The sequence below is a fragment of the Pseudonocardia sp. UM4_GMWB1 genome (assembly GCF_017312155.1).
Lineage (GTDB): Bacteria > Actinomycetota > Actinomycetes > Mycobacteriales > Pseudonocardiaceae > Pseudonocardia > Pseudonocardia alni.
Genome location: NZ_QJPN01000001.1, coordinates 4,804,002 through 4,819,174, shown reverse-complemented (window position 1 = coordinate 4,819,174; position 15,173 = coordinate 4,804,002). Strand labels below are relative to the sequence as shown.

Here is a 15,173-nt window from a genome sequence, read left to right as displayed (position 1 = left end):
CCGCACACCGCGGGCCCGCCGGGTGCGACCCGGTGACCCCCTTCCCGTCACGACCCAGAGGACGAGAGACACCCGATGGCGAACTACACCGCCGCCGACGTCAAGCGGCTCCGTGAGCTCACCGGCTCCGGGATGATGGACTGCAAGAAGGCGCTCGAGGAGTCCGACGGCGACTTCGACAAGGCCGTCGAGCTGCTCCGCATCAAGGGCGCGAAGGACGTCGGCAAGCGCGCCGAGCGCGCCACCGCCAACGGCCTGGTCGTCGCCGACGGCGGCACCCTGGTCGAGCTGGACTGCGAGACCGACTTCGTCGCCAAGTCCGACGACTTCATCGCGCTGGCCGAGAAGATCCTGGCCGCCGCGGTCGCCGAGAAGCCGGCCGACCTCGACGCGCTGCGCGAGACCAAGCTCGAGGACGGCACCGTGGGTGAGGCCGTGCAGGCCCTGTCCGCCCGCATCGGCGAGAAGTTCGAGCTGAAGCGCTACGCCCGGGTCGACGGCCAGGCGGCCGTCTACCTGCACAAGCGCGCCACCGACCTGCCCCCGCAGATCGGCGTCCTGCTCGCCTACGAGGGCGGCGACGCCGAGGCCGCCCGCGGCCTCGCGATGCAGGTCGCGGCGGCCCGGCCGGAGTACCTGACCCGCGAGCAGGTCCCCGCCGAGATCGTCGAGAACGAGAAGAAGATCGCGGAGGCGACCGCCCGCGAGGAGGGCAAGCCCGAGCAGGTCCTGCCCCGCATCGTCGAGGGCCGGGTCAACGGCTACTACAAGGACGTCGTGCTCCTGGAGCAGGCCTCCGTCGTCGACCCGAAGAAGTCGGTCAAGGCCGTCGCCGACGAGGCGGGTCTGACCATCAACGACTTCGTGCGCTTCGAGGTCGGCCAGAACTGATCCGTCCCACCCCCGCCCGGGTGGTGCTCCGCGCACCGCCCGGGCGGAGGGTGAGAGGATCGTGACCGCCAGCGAGTACGACCAGGCCGGGGGATGCAACCGTGATCGAGGAAACCCTCTTCGACGTCGAGGAGAAGATGGAGAAGGCCGTCACGGTCGCCCGTGACGATCTGGCGTCGGTGCGAACCGGCCGGGCCACTCCGAACATGTTCTCCCGGATCGTCGTGGACTACTACGGCGCGTGGACCCCGCTGAACCAGCTCGCCTCGGTGTCGATCCCCGAGGCGCGGATGGCGGTCATCAAGCCCTACGACGCCAGCCAGCTCAAGCAGCTCGAGAAGGCGATCGCCGACTCGGACCTCGGGGTCAACCCGTCCAACGACGGTCAGATCATCCGCGTGATCATCCCGCAGCTCTCCGAGGAGCGGCGCCGGGACATGGTCAAGGTCGCCCGCGGCAAGGGCGAGGACGCGCGCGTCGTGCTCCGCGGCCTGCGCCGCAAGGCGATGGACGAGCTGCACCGCATCCAGCGTGACGGTGAGGCCGGCGAGGACGAGGTCGCCCGCGCCGAGAAGGAGCTGCAGGGCGTCACGGACCGCTACGTCGCGCAGATCGACGAGCTGGTCAAGAACAAGGAATCCGAGCTCCTCGAGGTCTGAGCCCGGTGCCCTCCTCCTCCGACGCCGCCGTCCCCGTGACCTCCGACCTCCCCGGTGACGGTCCGGCCGGCGTGCCGGTCGAGCCGAAGCCGGTCCGTGGGCAGAGGGGCTACAAGCGCTCCCGGATCGGGCGCAACCTGGTGGCCGCGATCGCCGTCGGCGTCGGGCTCGGCGTCGTCATTCTGGTGAGCCTGCTGATCGAGCGGCAGGGCTTCGTGCTGGTCCTGGCCGGCGTCACCGCGGTCGGCACCTGGGAACTCGCGGGTGCGCTGCGTCGCGGCGCCGACATCCGGGTGTCGCTGCCCGTCCTGCTGGTCGGCGGCCAGGCCGTCGTCTGGCTGTCCTGGCCGTTCGGCCTGCGGGGCGCCGCGATCGCCCTCGCCGCGACCGTGCTGGGCTGCCTGCTGTGGCGGATGCGCAGCGGCGCCGCCCACTTCGTGCGCGACATCAGCGCGTCGCTGTTCGTGGCCGTCTACGTCCCGCTGCTCGTGGCCTTCGCCGTGCAGTTGACCGTCGCCCCGGACGGCGTGGGCCGGGTCCTCACATTCCTGCTCTGCGTGGTCGCCTCCGACGTCGGCGGGTACGCGGCGGGCGTCGTCGCGGGCCGGCACCCGATGGCCCCCACGATCAGCCCGAAGAAGTCCTGGGAGGGCTTCGCGGGCTCGATGGTCGCCGGCATGCTCGTCGGCTCGCTCTGCGCCGCGCTGCTGCTCGGCACGGCCTGGTACTGGGGCTCGGTCGTCGGGGCGCTGCTGGTCGCCACCGCGACGCTGGGCGACCTCGTCGAGTCGCTGGTGAAGCGCGACATCGGCGTCAAGGACATGGGGCACCTGCTGCCCGGGCACGGCGGTCTGATGGACCGCCTGGACTCGCTGCTGCCGACCGCGTTCGTCGCCTGGGCGATCCTCGGGATCGTCGTCCCGATCGCGTGAAGCGCACCTACCAGGGGTTCGGCGGCCGGCCGAAGCCCGGCCCGGCCATCCCCAGCCCGAACATCTGGAACTGGCCCGAGGTCTACGAGACCGAGAACCGTGCCCAGGACGCCGACGGCGAGCTCTGGGCCGCGCTGTGGGACGGGACCGGCGGCTGGGCGGGGGCCGACGTCGTCGACGTCGGCTGCGGGGACGGCTTCCACCTGCCGCGTTTCGCCGAGCAGGCCGCCACCGTCACCGGTGTCGAGCCGCACCCGCCGCTGGTCGAACGGGCACGACGGCGGGTCGCCGGAGACGACCGCATCACCCTGCACACCGCGGGCGCCGAGCGGCTCCCGCTGCCCGACGCCTGCGCGGACCTGGTCCATGCCCGCACCGCGTACTTCTTCGGGCCGGGCTGTGAACCGGGGCTCGCCGAGGCCGAGCGGGTACTGCGCCCGGGCGGGGTGCTCGCCGTCGTCGACCTGGATTTCACGGTGCGGCCGTACGGGACGTGGCTGCGTGCCGACCTGCCCCGCTACGACCCGCCCGCGGTCGACCGGTTCTTCGCCGCCCACGGCTTCGCGCTGCGCCGGGTCGTCTCGACCTGGCGGTTCGACACCCGCGCGGACCTGGAGGAGGTTCTGCGCATCGAGTTCTCCGCCCGCACCGCGCGCCGGGCGATCGACGACGTCGCCGACCGCACCGTGCGCGTGGGCTACCGGCTCCACACCCGGCGCCGCGCCGACGGCCTCGTCCTGCCGCCCTGAGTCCGCGGCGCCGGGAGCGGCCTCAGGCCAGGGTGATCGACCCGTCCGCGACGGTGACCTGCCGCGGGTCGAGCGGCCGCTGGGCCGGCCCGTCGACGACGGCGCCGTCGAGGGAGAAGCGGCTGTTGTGACACGGGCAGACGATCTGACCGTCGGTGACCTGGCTGACGGTGCAGCCCTGGTGCGGGCAGATCGCGGACAGCCCGGTGAACGTCCCCTGCTGCGGCTGGGTGACGACGACCTGCGCGTCGGCGTAGATCGCGCCGCCGCCGACCGGCACCGCGGACGCCGGGCCGAGGACGGTGCCGGGGGAGCCCTGCGGGGCGTCCCCGGTCTGGGCCTGCCCGCCGCCTGCGGTGGTGGAACCGCCGCCACCGCAGGCGGCGACCGCGCCGATCGCGGCCACGCCGGCACCGGCGATCATCGCGCGGCGGCCGAGTGCGGGCCCTCCGGCGCGCGGGGCGGGATCGGGCGCGGTGGAGGACGTCGTGGGGAGGGTCATGGCTCTCCTGGGGGAGGCCGGGCGGGGGCCCGGCGGTGTGGTGGTGGCGGCCCGGGGTTCGGGGACCCGGGCACGTGACGAGCCTCCCATGATGTCCGGTTCGAGGTGGGGCGGGTGTGTCGTTCCGCCACACCTGCGCCGTGTCCCGGGCCGCTCTCGCTACCGTGGGTGCATGCCGTACACGATGCGCCAGCCGTCGCTGGGCGTTCCCGTGCCGAGCCTGGAGATCGTCCTGGGCCTGCTGGCCTGGGTGGTCGGTGCGGGCGGTCTCGGGAACGGGTTCGCCACCGTCCTCGTCGCGCTCGGGATCTTCCTGACCGCGTACCTGTGGATCGTGCGCCGGCGCAACGCGGCGATGGCGGTGACCCTGCACCCCGAGCGGAAGCGGCGGATGCAGCGGCTGATCGTGATCGGCGTCGCCGGGGTCGTGCTGCTGCCGTCGCTGCTGTCCCTGGTCGACTACGGCGAGCTGGCCACCGCCCTGTCCGCCGCCCTCGTCGGGGTGCTGCTGATCCAGGCCTCCACCGTGCTGGAGGAGCGCAGCCTCGTCGCGACCGGCGGCCTGGTGCTGCTCCTCGCCGCGTTCGGCGCCTTCCTGGCCCTGACCTACCAGGGGCAGGGGACCGGGTCCGCGGTGCCGGTCACCGGGCTCTGCGCCGGGATCGTGCTGTGGCTCGCGGCCGCGCGCAGGCTCGGGATCCTGGAGGACCTGTCCCGGCGCTACAACGTGCGGATCCCCGGGATCCGCTGACCCGCGGCCGGGCTGGCACACTGGAGGTGCCATGTCCAGCCTCCCGCTCGTCTTCGACGCACCCCGCCGCGGTACTCCGCCCCGCCACCTCGCCGACGTCGACCCGGCCGACCGTGCCGCCGTCGCGCAGGAACTCGGCGTACCGCGGTTCCGCCTCGACCAGTTGGCCCGCCACTGGTTCGGTCGTCTCACCGACGACCTCGACACCATGAGCGACCTCGGCGGTGACGTCCGGGAGAAGCTGCGCCCGCTGCTCCCGCCGCTGGTCACGCCGCTGACCGAGAAGGCCTGCGACGGCGGCGCCACCCGCAAGACGCTGTGGCGCGGCCACGACGGCGTGCTCGCCGAGAGCGTGCTGATGCGCTACCCCGACCGGGCCACGGTCTGCATCTCCAGCCAGGCCGGCTGCGGGATGGCGTGCCCGTTCTGCGCCACCGGCCAGGGCGGCCTGCAGCGCAACCTGTCGACCGCCGAGATCGTCGACCAGGTCCGCCGCGCCGCCGCCCAGGCCCGCGACGGCGTGCTGGACGAGCCGACCCGGCTGTCGAACGTCGTGTTCATGGGGATGGGCGAGCCGCTCGCCAACTACAAGCGGGTCGTCGCCGCCGTCCGCCGGATCACCGAGCCGGCCCCGGACGGGCTGGGCATCTCCGCGCGCGGGGTCACCGTGTCCACCGTCGGGCTCGTCCCGGCGATCGACCGGCTCCGCGAGGAGGGGATCCCGGTCACCCTGGCCATCTCGCTGCACTGCCCGGACGACGAGCTGCGCGACACCCTCGTCCCGGTCAACAACCGGTGGAAGGTGGCCGAGGTCCTCGACGCGGGCCGGCGCTACGCCACCACGACCGGCCGCCGCGTCTCCATCGAGTACGCGCTGATCCGCGACGTGAACGACCAGCCGTGGCGCGCCGACATGCTGGCGAAGGTCCTGCGGCAGCACATCGGCACGTCCCGGGTGCACGTCAACCTCATCCCGCTGAACCCGACGCCGGGCAGCGAGTGGGACGCCTCGCCGAAGCCCGTCGAGGACGAGTTCGTGCGCCGGGTGCGCGCGGCCGGCGTCGCCTGCACCGTCCGCGACACCCGCGGCCAGGAGATCGACGCGGCCTGCGGACAGCTCGCCGCGTCGCATCCGGGCTGACCCGCCCGGCGATCCCCTCGGCAGCTCGCCGCGTCGCGTCCGGGCCGACCCGCCCGGCGACCCCCTCGCGTCGCCGGGCGGACCAGCTCAGAGCCGGTCGCCGCTCTCCGGGTGGAACAGGTGCAGCCCCTCGGCCGACGGCGTCAGTGCGACCCGGTCCCCGCGCCGCGCCCCGGTGCGCCCCGCGGTCCGCACGACGACGGCGTCGTCGCGCGAGCCGGTGAGCGACGCCGTCGCCGACAGGTCGCCGGAGGACTCGGCCAGGGTGCCGTAGAGGTAGGCGTCGGACCCGAGCTCCTCGACGACGTCGACCCGGGCCGGGATGCCCTCGCCGCCGTCGGGGGAGACCGTCCACTGCTCGGGACGGATGCCCAGGGTCACCTCGGTGAGCTGGTGCGCCCCGATCGTCGACCGGACGTCCTGGGGCAGCGCGACCTCCCGCCCGGCGAGGGTCACCCCGCGCTCGGTCACCTTCGCGGTGAACAGGTTCATCGCCGGCGAACCGATGAACCCGGCGACGAACGCGTTCTGCGGCCGGTCGTACAGGTCGGCCGGGCTGGCGAACTGCTGCAGCTTCCCGTCGGCGAGCAGCGCGACGCGGTCGCCCATCGTCATGGCCTCGACCTGGTCGTGGGTGACGTAGACGGTGGTGACGCCCAGACGTCGCTGCAGTGCCGCGATCTCGGTGCGGGTCTGCACCCGCATCTTCGCGTCGAGGTTCGACAGTGGCTCGTCCATCAGGAAGACCCGCGGCTCGCGCACGATCGCCCGGCCCATCGCGACGCGCTGACGCTGGCCGCCGGACAGGGCGCGCGGCTTGCGGTCGAGGTAGTCGGTCAGACCGAGGATCTCGGCGGCCTCCTTGACCTTGACCGCCCGCTCGGCCTTGTCGATCCCGGCCATCTTCAGCGGGAACGCCATGTTCTCCCCGACGGTCTTGTTCGGGTAGAGCGCGTAGTTCTGGAACACCATGGCGATGTCCCGGTCGCGGGAGGCGACCCCGACCATGTTCTCGCCGTCGATCCGGATCGAGCCGCTGTCGATCTCCTCGAGGCCCGCGAGCATCCGCAGCGCCGTCGACTTGCCCGATCCGGACGGCCCGACGAGCACGACGAACTCGCCGTCCTCGATCGTCAGGTCCAGCCGGTCGACGGCCGGCTTGGCTCCGGGGGTGTAGATCCGAGATGCCTGGTCGAACACCACGTCAGCCACGGCGGGCTCCCATCCTGTTCACGAACACGATCACTTGACGGCCCCGAAGGACAGGCCCTGGACCAGCTTGTTCTGGGCGATCCAGCCGGCGATGACGACGGGCAGCGCGGCCACGGTGGCCGCCGCGCAGAGACTGGCGAAGTACAGGCCCTCGGAGGTGATGAACCCGACGAGGTACACGGGCACGGTCGCGGCCCGCGAGGCGGTCAGGTTCACCGCGAAGAAGAACTCGTTCCAGGCGAAGATCATGCAGATCAGCGCGGTGGCGGCCATGCCGGGCGAGATGATCGGCAGCACGACCTCGCGCAGCGAGCGCCAGAGCGACGCCCCGTCCATGCTCGCGGCCTCCAGGAGTTCCTTGGGGACCTCCAGGAAGAACGACCGCATCATCCACACCGCGATCGGCAGGTTCATCGCCGTGTAGAGCACGACGAGCGTCCAGATGTTGTCCAGGGCGCCCAGATAGTTCACGACGACGTAGATCGGCACGATCGCCGCGACGACCGGCAGCATCTTGGTCGAGATGAAGAAGAACAGCACGTCCTGGGTCTTCTTCACCGGCCGCAGCGACAGCGCGAACGCGGCCGGGGTGCCCAGCAGGAGCACCAGGACCGTCGAGGCGACCGTCGCGAACAGCGAGTTGAGCAGGTAGGGCCCGACCCCGCCGCCGAACACCTCGGCGAAGTTGTCGAACGTGGGGACGAAGAACACCGTCGGCGGGATCGTGACGGCCTGCGCCTCGGTCTTGAAGGCGGTCATCACCATCCACAGCACGGGGAAGAAGAACCCGAGCCCGACGATCCAGGCCAGCACGCTCAGCAGCGGCCCGGCCCCGCGCGGGGCCTTCCGCGGCGTCGTCGTCGCGGGGGTGGAGGTCCGTTCGGCGACTGCGGTCATCACGCCTCCTCGGCGGCGGAGAAGCTGCGGAAGATCAGGCGCAGCGCCAGGGTGGCGACGATGATCGTCGCCACCACGGTGACCACGCCCATCGCGGCGGACTCGCCGATGTCGAAGCCCAGGAACGCCCGCTGGTAGATGTAGAACGGCAGGTTCGCCGACGCCGTACCCGGACCGCCCTGGGTCATCATGTAGATCGTGTCGAACGTGTTGACCAGGTAGATCGCGCCGAGCACGACACCGAGCTCGATGAACCGCTGCAGGTGCGGCAGCGTCACCTCGCGGAACACCGCGAACCCGGTCGCCCCGTCCATCCGGGCGGCCTCGAGGACCTCCTGCGGCTGGGAGCCGAGCCCGGCGAGGATCAGCAGCATCATGAACGGCGTCCACTGCCACACCAGCGCGACGATCACCGCGGCCCGCGGGAAGGTGGACACCCAGTCGGTCTGCCCGGCGCCGAACGGCGAGAGCAGGAAGTTCACCAAGCCGTAGGTGGGGTCGAACAGCACCGACTTCCACAGCAGCGCACCGGCGACCGGGGTGATCAGGAACGGCGTGATGATCAGCGTCCGGACGATGCCGCGGCCGACGAACGCGCGGTTGAGCAGCAGCGCGATCAGCAGCCCGAGCACCATCGCGATCGCGACCGCGCCCAGGGTGAGCAGGATCGAGTTCAGCGCGACGCCGCGGAACTGCGAGTCGGTGAACACCGTCGCGTAGTTCTCCAGCCCGACGAAGCGCTGGCTGCCGGGGCGCACCAGGTTCCAGGACTGCAGCGAGTACCAGATCGTCACCAGGAACGGCAGCTGCGTGACGATGATCGTGAAGATCAGCGCGGGCAGCAGCGGTGCCCGGCGGATCCAGCCGTCGCGACGCTCCGCGGCCGGTGAGGTCTGCCGTTCCGGTGCCGCCTGCGGTGGTGCCTCTGTGGTCGTCACCGGTCGCCCCCGCTATGCTGGTAGGACTCGCTGACGGTCTCGGCGTACTGCTGGGCTTGGTCGAGGGCCTCGTCAGCGGTCTGCTGCCCGGCGATGGCCGCGGAGATCTGCTGGCTGACCCGGGTCCCCAGGTCCTGGAACTCGGGGATCCCGACGAACTGCAGCCCGGTGTACGGGACGGGGTCGCGGGTCGGCCGGTCCTGGTTCGCGGCGTTGATCGCCGCGATGGTCTGCGGCGCGTAGGCCTGCGAGGCGGCGACGTACTCGGGGATCTCGTAGGTCGACTGGCGTGCGCCGGGCGGGACGGAGGTCCAGCCGAGTTCCTCGCCGACCATCTTCTGGTACGGCTTCGAGGTCATCCAGGACAGGAACTTCCAGGTCGCCTCGACCTGCTCCGGGCTCTTGTCCGCGGTGGTGCGGGGGATGGCCAGCGCCCACGAGTACAGCCAGCCCGAGGACAGCCCGTCGACGCCGGTGGGTGCCGGGGCGTAGCCGACCTTCCCGACGACGTTGGACTCGTCCGGGTTCTCCAGCAGGCCCGCGGCGACGGTGGCGTCGAACCACATCGCGGTGTTGCCCTGGCTGAACTGGTTGCCGCACTCGGAGAAGCCGGAGCCCGCGGCACCGGCCTGGCCGTCGCGGCGGACCAGGTCGACGTAGAAGTTGACCGCCTTCCGCACCTCGGGTGAGGTCAGCTGGGCGTTCCAGTCCTGGTCGAACCAGCGGCCGCCGTAGGAGTTGATCATCGCGTCGACCGGGGCCATGACCTCGCCCCAGCCGGGCTTGCCGCGCAGGCAGATGCCGCCGCGGCCCTGTTCGCGGTCGGTGAGACGGTCGGCGAACTGCGCCACCTGGTCCCAGGTCGGCTTCGCGGGCATGGTCAGGCCTGCCTGCTCGAACAGGTCCTTGCGGTACATCAGGAACGCCGACTCGCCGTAGAACGGCACCGAGTACATGTGTCCGTCCGGGCCGGAGAGCGCGCCGCGGATGGTCGGGGTGAAGTCGTCCCGGTCGTAGCCGGGAGTGGCGTCCATCAGCGGGTCGAGGTCGACCAGCCAGCCGTTGCGGGCCCACTGCGGGGTCTCGTAGTTCGAGATCATCACCGCGTCGAACTCGTCGCCGCCGGTGGCGACCGATGCGGTGATCTTGGCGCGGGCCTCGTTCTCCGACAGGCTCACGAAGCGCACGGTGATGCCGGGGTTCTCGGCCTCGAACCGCGGGCTCAGCTCGATCGCGTCCTCCATCTGCGGGTTGGACACGATCGCGATCGTCACGATCCGCGTACCCTCGGGCAGGCCGAACGTGCCGGCACCGGCGCAGCCGGTGAGGGCGAGACCGATGACCGCCAGCAGTGCGGTGAGGACGGCGGGACGCGACCTGGTTCTCGGGCGCACGGACACTCTCCTCGTCGTCGAGGGCTCCGACGGGTGTGCAACGGTGTGGTCCGGGACACGTCCGTCCGGTATGACCGGTGCACGGTATGCGTGGAGCAACCGCTTGCGCAACCGGTTGCCTGTACGCTGTCGCCAACCCGTGACCCGCCTCGGAGGTGCGTGATCGCGACCATGGCCGAGGTCGCCCGGCTCGCCGGGGTCTCCACCGCGACCGTGTCCCACGTCCTGAACGGCACCCGGCCCGTTCGGGAGACCACCCGCGAGCAGGTGCTGGCCGCGATGGCGCAGGTGCACTACACGCCCAACGCCGCCGCACGCTCGCTCGCGACCGCGCGCACCCGGACCGTCGGGCTCGCGCTGTCGGCGATCTCCAACCCGTACCTGGGCGAGCTGCTGCACGCGATCGAGGACGAGTCCGCCGCGGCCGGGCACACCCTGCTGCTCGCCGACCCGCACGACGACCCGGGCTACGAGGCGACGGCCGTCGCGCAGCTCCGTAGCCGGGTGGACGGAGTGCTGTTCGCCCCCTCGGGGGGGTCCACCGCGACCCTGGAGGCGCTCGCCGCGCAGAACGTGCCGACGGTACTGGTCGACCGGATGCTGGACGGGCGGCTGGACGAGGTCGGCTCGGAGAACGTGGAGCCCGTCGCGGGGCTGGTGACCCACCTCGCCGGGGCGGGGCACGACCGGATCGGCTTCGTGATGGGCCTCCCCGGTTTGTCGACGACCGTCGAGCGCCTGGAGGGCTACCGCCTCGGGATGCGCCGGGCCGGCCTCCCGCCAGGACCGGTGGTGGAGGGGCGTTCGGACAGCGAGCCCGCCCGCGTCGCGGTGCGCGAACTGCTGGCCTCGCCCGGACGGCCTGCCGCACTGGTCACGGGCAACAACGCGATGACGATCGGCGCCGTCCAGGCGGCCCACGACCTGGGGCTGAGCATCCCCGGGGACCTGGCGCTGGCCGCGTTCGACGACTTCCCGTGGGCCGACGCGTTCAGCCCGCGCCTGACCGTCGTCGCGCAGCCCTTCGCCGAGATCGGGCGGGAGGCGGTCCGGCTGCTGCTGCGGCGCATGGCAGAGCCCGACGCGGAACGGCGCTCGCTGCGGCTGCCGACGACCTTCGTGCACCGGGAGTCCTGCGGCTGCCGACCATGATCCTTCACTGCGGAGCGTGCGATGTCCCGCAAGGTGCCCCGGGCTCCACGGAGAAGGATCACCGCAGCGCCGCCGACCGGATCCGGCCCACCGTGTCGCCCGGCCGGTCCCGGACGTCCTGCCAGGTGAACCGCAGCACCGTCCATCCCGCGGCGACCAGTGCGTTCTGCTTGCGCCGGTCGGCCCGGAAGCGGGCCGGGTCCGAGTGGAACGCCCAGCCGTCGATCTCCACCGCGAGCCGTTCCGCCACGAACGCGACGTCCACCCGCCACGGACCGAAGGGCCACCCGAGGACGAACCCGGTGAGCCCCGCCCGTCGCAGGTGCGCGACGAGGCGCCGCTCGGCCCGCGAGTCGGCCCGGTCGGCGGCCTCGACGACGAGCTCGCGGGCCCGGGCCCAGCCGTGGGCGCCGACGCCGCGCTGGAACGCGGCGAGCAGCTCGGGGAAGGGCAACCCCCGCTGCAGCACCCGGTCGAGGAAGGTGGTGCCGTCGGTGAGGGCGACGGCCGTCTCCAGCGCGGTCAGGGCCGGTGCCGTGACGGCGACACCGCGCCGTTCCGTGCGGTCCGCCGCGTCCAGGGTGCGCCGGCGGACCCGGATCCCGTCCGGTGGTGTGCGCCGCGCGGGCGCGGGCACGGTCACCCCCACGACCGGGAACGCGGTGGTGGGCACCGACATCCGGTGCAGGAACGCCGCTGCGGGCCCGTCGACGACGGCGCCCGGCCCGGCCCACAACGCGGCGGCCACCACCCGTCCCCATGCGGTGGGCCGGTGCGACGACGCCCGATACACCCCCGGTGCGACGATCACCAGGGCGCCGCGGATGACCCGGGCGTGCAGTGCCCTCGCCGAGATCCCGCACGCCAGCGCCTGCCCTCGGGAGAACACCCCGTCCTGGCCGCGCAGCACCGTGTCCAGGTCCATGCGGCGCACCCTGGCCGGGAGCCGCGCGCGCCACGGGCGAACGCGGGGGAGCCGTTCGCAGTCGTGATCCTTCTCCGGGGAGTCCGGGGTCCCCCGCAGGGCGGTGCGGGTTCCACGGAGAAGGATCACCCGCGCCCGGCGAGCACCTCCGCGAGGTCGAAGTTCACCGGGCGCTCCAGCTGCTCGTAGGTGCACGAGGCAGGATCGCGGTCCGGGCGCCACCGCACGAACTGGGTGGTGTGGCGGAACCGTGCGCCCTCCATGTAGTCGTAGCGGACCTCGACCACCCGCTCCGGGCGCAGCGGGACGAAGGACAGGTCCTTGCCGGCGTTCCACCGGCTCGTCTCGGACTTGCGCGGTGTCCGCTCGCCCTCCAGCTGCTTCGCCCAGGCCCACGGGTGGTCGTCGAAGTCGGTGACCAGCGGCTGCAGCTCGGTCATGAGCTCGCGGCGCCGCGCCATCGGGAACGCCCCGACGACCCCGACCGACACCAGTACCCCGCGGGCGTCGTGCAGGCCCAGCAGCAGCGACCCGACGGCGTCCGGGCCGGACTTGTGCACCCGGTAACCGGCGACGACGCAGTCCGCGGTCCGCTCGTGCTTCACCTTGGTCATGACGCGCTTGTCGGGCTGGTAGGTCCCGGCCGGGTCCTTCGCGATGAGCCCGTCGAGCCCGGCGCCCTCGAACTTCTCGAACCAGCGGCGTGCGGTGGCGGTGTCGTCGGTGACGGGGGTGAGGTGTACCGGCGGCGCGACGCCGGCGAACGCCTCCTCCAGCAGCGCGCGGCGCTCGGCGAACGGGCGCGCGGTGAGGTCGTCGTCGCCGAGCGCCAGCAGGTCGAAGGCCACGAACGACGCCGGCGTCTCGGTCGAGAGCAGCGTCACCCGGCTGGCCGCGGGGTGGATCCGCTGCTGGAGCGCCTCGAAGTCCAGTGCGTTCCCGGAGGCGACGACGAGCTCCCCGTCGACGACCGCGCGCGGGGGGAAGTGCGCCTTCACCGCCTCGACGACCTCGGGGAAGTAGCGGGTCATCGGCTTCTCGTTGCGGGAGCCGATCTCCACCTCGTCGCCGTCGCGGAAGACGATCGAGCGGAAGCCGTCCCACTTGGGCTCGTAGAGCCTGCCCTCGGGGATCGACGGGGCGGGCTTGGCCAGCATCGGCTTCACCGGGGGCATCACGGGCAGGTCCACGGCGGACGAGTCTCCTCCCGATCGTCGGCGCGAGCATCCCGGCTCGCCCGTCCGAGGGGGGACCGGCCGGGTGCGCCAGACTGATCGGTGTGGGACGACTGCCCGACCGGGAGGCGCTGGAGCGGGCGCGGGACGCGACGATCGACGACGTCCTGCCCGGGCCCGGCGACCCGCCGCTGCGGGTCCTGTTCTGCGGCATCAACCCGGGTCTGGTGTCGGCGGCGACCGGGCACCACTTCGCCCGCCCCGGCAACCGGTTCTGGCCGGTGCTGCACGGGTCCGGGTTCACCCCGCGCCTGCTGGCACCGGCCGAGCAGGGCGAGCTGGCGCGGCTCGGGCTCGGCATCACGAACATGGCGCCCCGGGCCACCGCGCGGGCCGACGAGCTGTCCGACGACGAGGTCGTCGCCGGTGGGGAGCGGCTGCGCGCGCTGGTCGCGGCGCGGGAGCCGGGCTGGCTGGCCGTCGTCGGGATCGGGGCGTACCGGACCGCGTTCGGGCGGCGCGACGCGGCGGTGGGGGAGCAGCCCGACCGGCTGGGGACGGCCGGGATCTGGGTGCTGCCGAACCCCTCGGGGCTCAACGCGCACTGGTCGCGCGCGGCGATGGTCGCCGAGTTCGCGCGGCTGCGGGCCCGTGCCCGGGAGCAGGGGCCGGGCCAGGTGTACTGCTAGGACTCCGGGGTCGTCGCGCGCAGGAACAGCCCGAGCGCAAGGCCGACGGCGAGGAAGACCAGCAGCCACCACCACGTGCCGGACAGCACCCACACGGCGGAGCCGACGGCGAGACCACCGCCGATCCCGTACCCGAGGCGGTTCAACCTGTCCTTGCGTGGCCCGTCGTCCATGGGCGCCGAGCCTAGCGGCCGTCTCCGTCGAGATCGGGCAGATCGGGCGTCTCCGCACCGTCGCGCTCGTCGCGGTCGGCCCACTCCAGCAGCGGCTCGATGCCGAACTCGGTCTCGTCGATGCCGGCGTGCAGGTCGCCCAGCTCGGCGTAGCGGGCCGGGACGGTGGCGATCGTGAAGTCCCGGGGCTCGCAGTCGTCGATCTCGTCCCAGGCCACCGGGGCCGACACCCGCGCATCGGGGGTGCCGCGCACCGAGTAGGCGCAGGCGATCGTGTGGTCGCGGGCGTTCTGGTTGTAGTCGACGAAGACCGTCGACGGGTCGCGGTCCTTGCGCCACCAGGACAGGTCGACGCGGTCGCAGCGACGCTCCACCTCGCGGGCGAACGCGTGCGCGGCGCGGCGGACGTCGGCGAACCCGTGGTCCGGCGGGATGCGCACGTAGACGTGCAGTCCGGAGCCGCCGGAGGTCTTCGGGAACCCGGTCGCGCCCAGCTCGTCGAGCACCTCGTGCACCACGCCGGCGACGCGGCGGACATCGGCCCAGGACGCGTCGGGCATCGGGTCCAGGTCGATGCGCCACTCGTCGGGGGACTCGACGTCGGCGGCGCGGGAGTTCCAGGGGTGGAACTCGACGGTGGACATCTGCACCGCCCAGACGACGTCGGCCGGGTGGGCGACGCACAGCTCGTCGGCGGTGCGGTTGTACCGCGGGAAGGTCACGCGGACGGTGCGGACCCAGCCGGGGGCGCCGCGCGGCAGCCGTTTCTGGTGCACCTTCTCCCCGGTGACACCGGTGGGGAAGCGGTGCAACATGCACGGCCGGTCGCGCAGCGCGCGGACGACGCCGTCGCCGACGGCGGTGTAGTACGCGGCGAGGTCCCGCTTGGTCTCGCCCCGCTCCGGGAAGTAGACGCGGTCGGGGCTGGACAGCCGCACGACGCGGTCGCCGATCGTCAGCTCGACCGGCTCACCCGCACCGCGCGCGGCCACC

17 protein-coding genes are annotated in these 15,173 nt (G+C 72.7%); 8 read left to right on the top strand and 9 right to left on the bottom strand.

The genetic code is table 11. The features are described from left to right. Nucleotides 1-75: 75 nt before the first annotated feature. From tsf to DMP15_RS22520, 4 genes are all read left to right on the top strand, one after another. Nucleotides 76-891 (top strand): translation elongation factor Ts, encoded by an 816-nt coding sequence (gene tsf / locus DMP15_RS22535; protein WP_073578170.1) that lies wholly within the window; start codon nucleotides 76-78, stop codon nucleotides 889-891. Nucleotides 892-992: 101 nt separating this feature from the next. After that, a complete protein-coding gene (frr, locus tag DMP15_RS22530; RefSeq protein ID WP_020622047.1) occupies nucleotides 993-1,550 on the top strand; it encodes a ribosome recycling factor in 558 nt (185 codons plus the stop codon). A 5-nt stretch (nucleotides 1,551-1,555) separates the two neighbouring features. Continuing rightward, a complete protein-coding gene (locus DMP15_RS22525) occupies nucleotides 1,556-2,482 on the top strand; it encodes a phosphatidate cytidylyltransferase (RefSeq protein ID WP_379673834.1) in 927 nt (308 codons plus the stop codon). Beyond that, the gene (locus tag DMP15_RS22520) at nucleotides 2,479-3,231 is read left to right on the top strand and encodes a class I SAM-dependent methyltransferase (RefSeq protein ID WP_073578169.1); all 753 of its coding nucleotides are present in this window, start codon (nucleotides 2,479-2,481) and stop codon (nucleotides 3,229-3,231) included. The genes DMP15_RS22525 and DMP15_RS22520 overlap by 4 nt, the downstream gene beginning before the upstream one ends. Before the next feature lie 22 nt (nucleotides 3,232-3,253). Here DMP15_RS22520 and DMP15_RS22515 read toward each other — a convergent pair whose 3' ends face one another. Next, on the bottom strand, nucleotides 3,254-3,733 hold the full coding sequence (locus tag DMP15_RS22515) for a Rieske (2Fe-2S) protein (protein ID WP_161152316.1): 480 nt from the start codon (nucleotides 3,731-3,733) through the stop codon (nucleotides 3,254-3,256). Between the two features lie 172 nt (nucleotides 3,734-3,905). Here DMP15_RS22515 and DMP15_RS22510 point away from each other — a divergent pair, with 172 nt between their 5' ends. Together DMP15_RS22510 and rlmN are read left to right on the top strand one after the other, a co-directional pair. Then, complete coding sequence (locus DMP15_RS22510) at nucleotides 3,906-4,484, top strand: hypothetical protein (RefSeq protein ID WP_161152317.1); 579 nt, start codon at nucleotides 3,906-3,908, stop codon at nucleotides 4,482-4,484. 31 nt (nucleotides 4,485-4,515) lie between these two features. Continuing rightward, entirely contained in the window at nucleotides 4,516-5,625 is a 1,110-nt protein-coding gene (rlmN, locus tag DMP15_RS22505) for a 23S rRNA (adenine(2503)-C(2))-methyltransferase RlmN (protein WP_161152318.1), read from the top strand. A gap of 87 nt (nucleotides 5,626-5,712) precedes the next feature. Here the strand turns inward: rlmN and DMP15_RS22500 are convergent, their stop codons facing one another. From DMP15_RS22500 to DMP15_RS22485, 4 genes are read right to left on the bottom strand one after another with little or no spacing between them, the layout of a single operon-like run. Next, nucleotides 5,713-6,837, bottom strand: a complete 1,125-nt coding sequence (locus DMP15_RS22500) for an ABC transporter ATP-binding protein (protein WP_073578167.1) — start codon at nucleotides 6,835-6,837, stop codon at nucleotides 5,713-5,715. 30 nt (nucleotides 6,838-6,867) lie between these two features. Then, complete coding sequence (locus DMP15_RS22495) at nucleotides 6,868-7,734, bottom strand: carbohydrate ABC transporter permease (protein ID WP_073578166.1); 867 nt, start codon at nucleotides 7,732-7,734, stop codon at nucleotides 6,868-6,870. Continuing rightward, entirely contained in the window at nucleotides 7,734-8,672 is a 939-nt protein-coding gene (locus DMP15_RS22490) for a carbohydrate ABC transporter permease (protein WP_379673832.1), read from the bottom strand. Before DMP15_RS22490 ends, DMP15_RS22495 begins: the two co-directional genes overlap by 1 nt. Further along, nucleotides 8,669-10,066 carry an ABC transporter substrate-binding protein gene (locus DMP15_RS22485; RefSeq protein ID WP_337826407.1) on the bottom strand — a complete coding sequence of 466 codons (1,398 nt, stop codon included), beginning with the start codon at nucleotides 10,064-10,066 and terminating at the stop codon, nucleotides 8,669-8,671. Before DMP15_RS22485 ends, DMP15_RS22490 begins: the two co-directional genes overlap by 4 nt. A 159-nt stretch (nucleotides 10,067-10,225) precedes the next feature. Between DMP15_RS22485 and DMP15_RS22480 the strand changes: the two genes are divergently transcribed. Then, complete coding sequence (locus DMP15_RS22480) at nucleotides 10,226-11,218, top strand: LacI family DNA-binding transcriptional regulator (protein WP_308292808.1); 993 nt, start codon at nucleotides 10,226-10,228, stop codon at nucleotides 11,216-11,218. 58 nt (nucleotides 11,219-11,276) lie between these two features. Here DMP15_RS22480 and DMP15_RS22475 read toward each other — a convergent pair whose 3' ends face one another. Both DMP15_RS22475 and DMP15_RS22470 read right to left on the bottom strand, forming a co-directional pair. Further along, nucleotides 11,277-12,143: a type IV toxin-antitoxin system AbiEi family antitoxin domain-containing protein gene (locus tag DMP15_RS22475; RefSeq protein ID WP_337826406.1), complete on the bottom strand. Its 867-nt coding sequence runs from the start codon at nucleotides 12,141-12,143 to the stop codon at nucleotides 11,277-11,279. Between the two features lie 125 nt (nucleotides 12,144-12,268). Beyond that, nucleotides 12,269-13,333 (bottom strand): ATP-dependent DNA ligase, encoded by a 1,065-nt coding sequence (locus DMP15_RS22470; protein WP_073578163.1) that lies wholly within the window; start codon nucleotides 13,331-13,333, stop codon nucleotides 12,269-12,271. A gap of 89 nt (nucleotides 13,334-13,422) precedes the next feature. On the opposite strand from DMP15_RS22470, the gene mug reads away from it, so the two are divergent. Continuing rightward, a complete protein-coding gene (mug, locus tag DMP15_RS22465; RefSeq protein WP_161152323.1) occupies nucleotides 13,423-14,007 on the top strand; it encodes a G/U mismatch-specific DNA glycosylase in 585 nt (194 codons plus the stop codon). On the opposite strand, the gene DMP15_RS22460 is transcribed toward mug, so the two are convergent. Beyond that, nucleotides 14,004-14,180 (bottom strand): hypothetical protein, encoded by a 177-nt coding sequence (locus DMP15_RS22460; protein ID WP_161152324.1) that lies wholly within the window; start codon nucleotides 14,178-14,180, stop codon nucleotides 14,004-14,006. The genes mug and DMP15_RS22460 overlap by 4 nt on opposite strands. Before the next feature lie 11 nt (nucleotides 14,181-14,191). After that, nucleotides 14,192-15,172 (bottom strand): non-homologous end-joining DNA ligase, encoded by a 981-nt coding sequence (gene ligD, locus DMP15_RS22455; protein ID WP_073578161.1) that lies wholly within the window; start codon nucleotides 15,170-15,172, stop codon nucleotides 14,192-14,194. Nucleotide 15,173 lies beyond the last annotated feature (1 nt).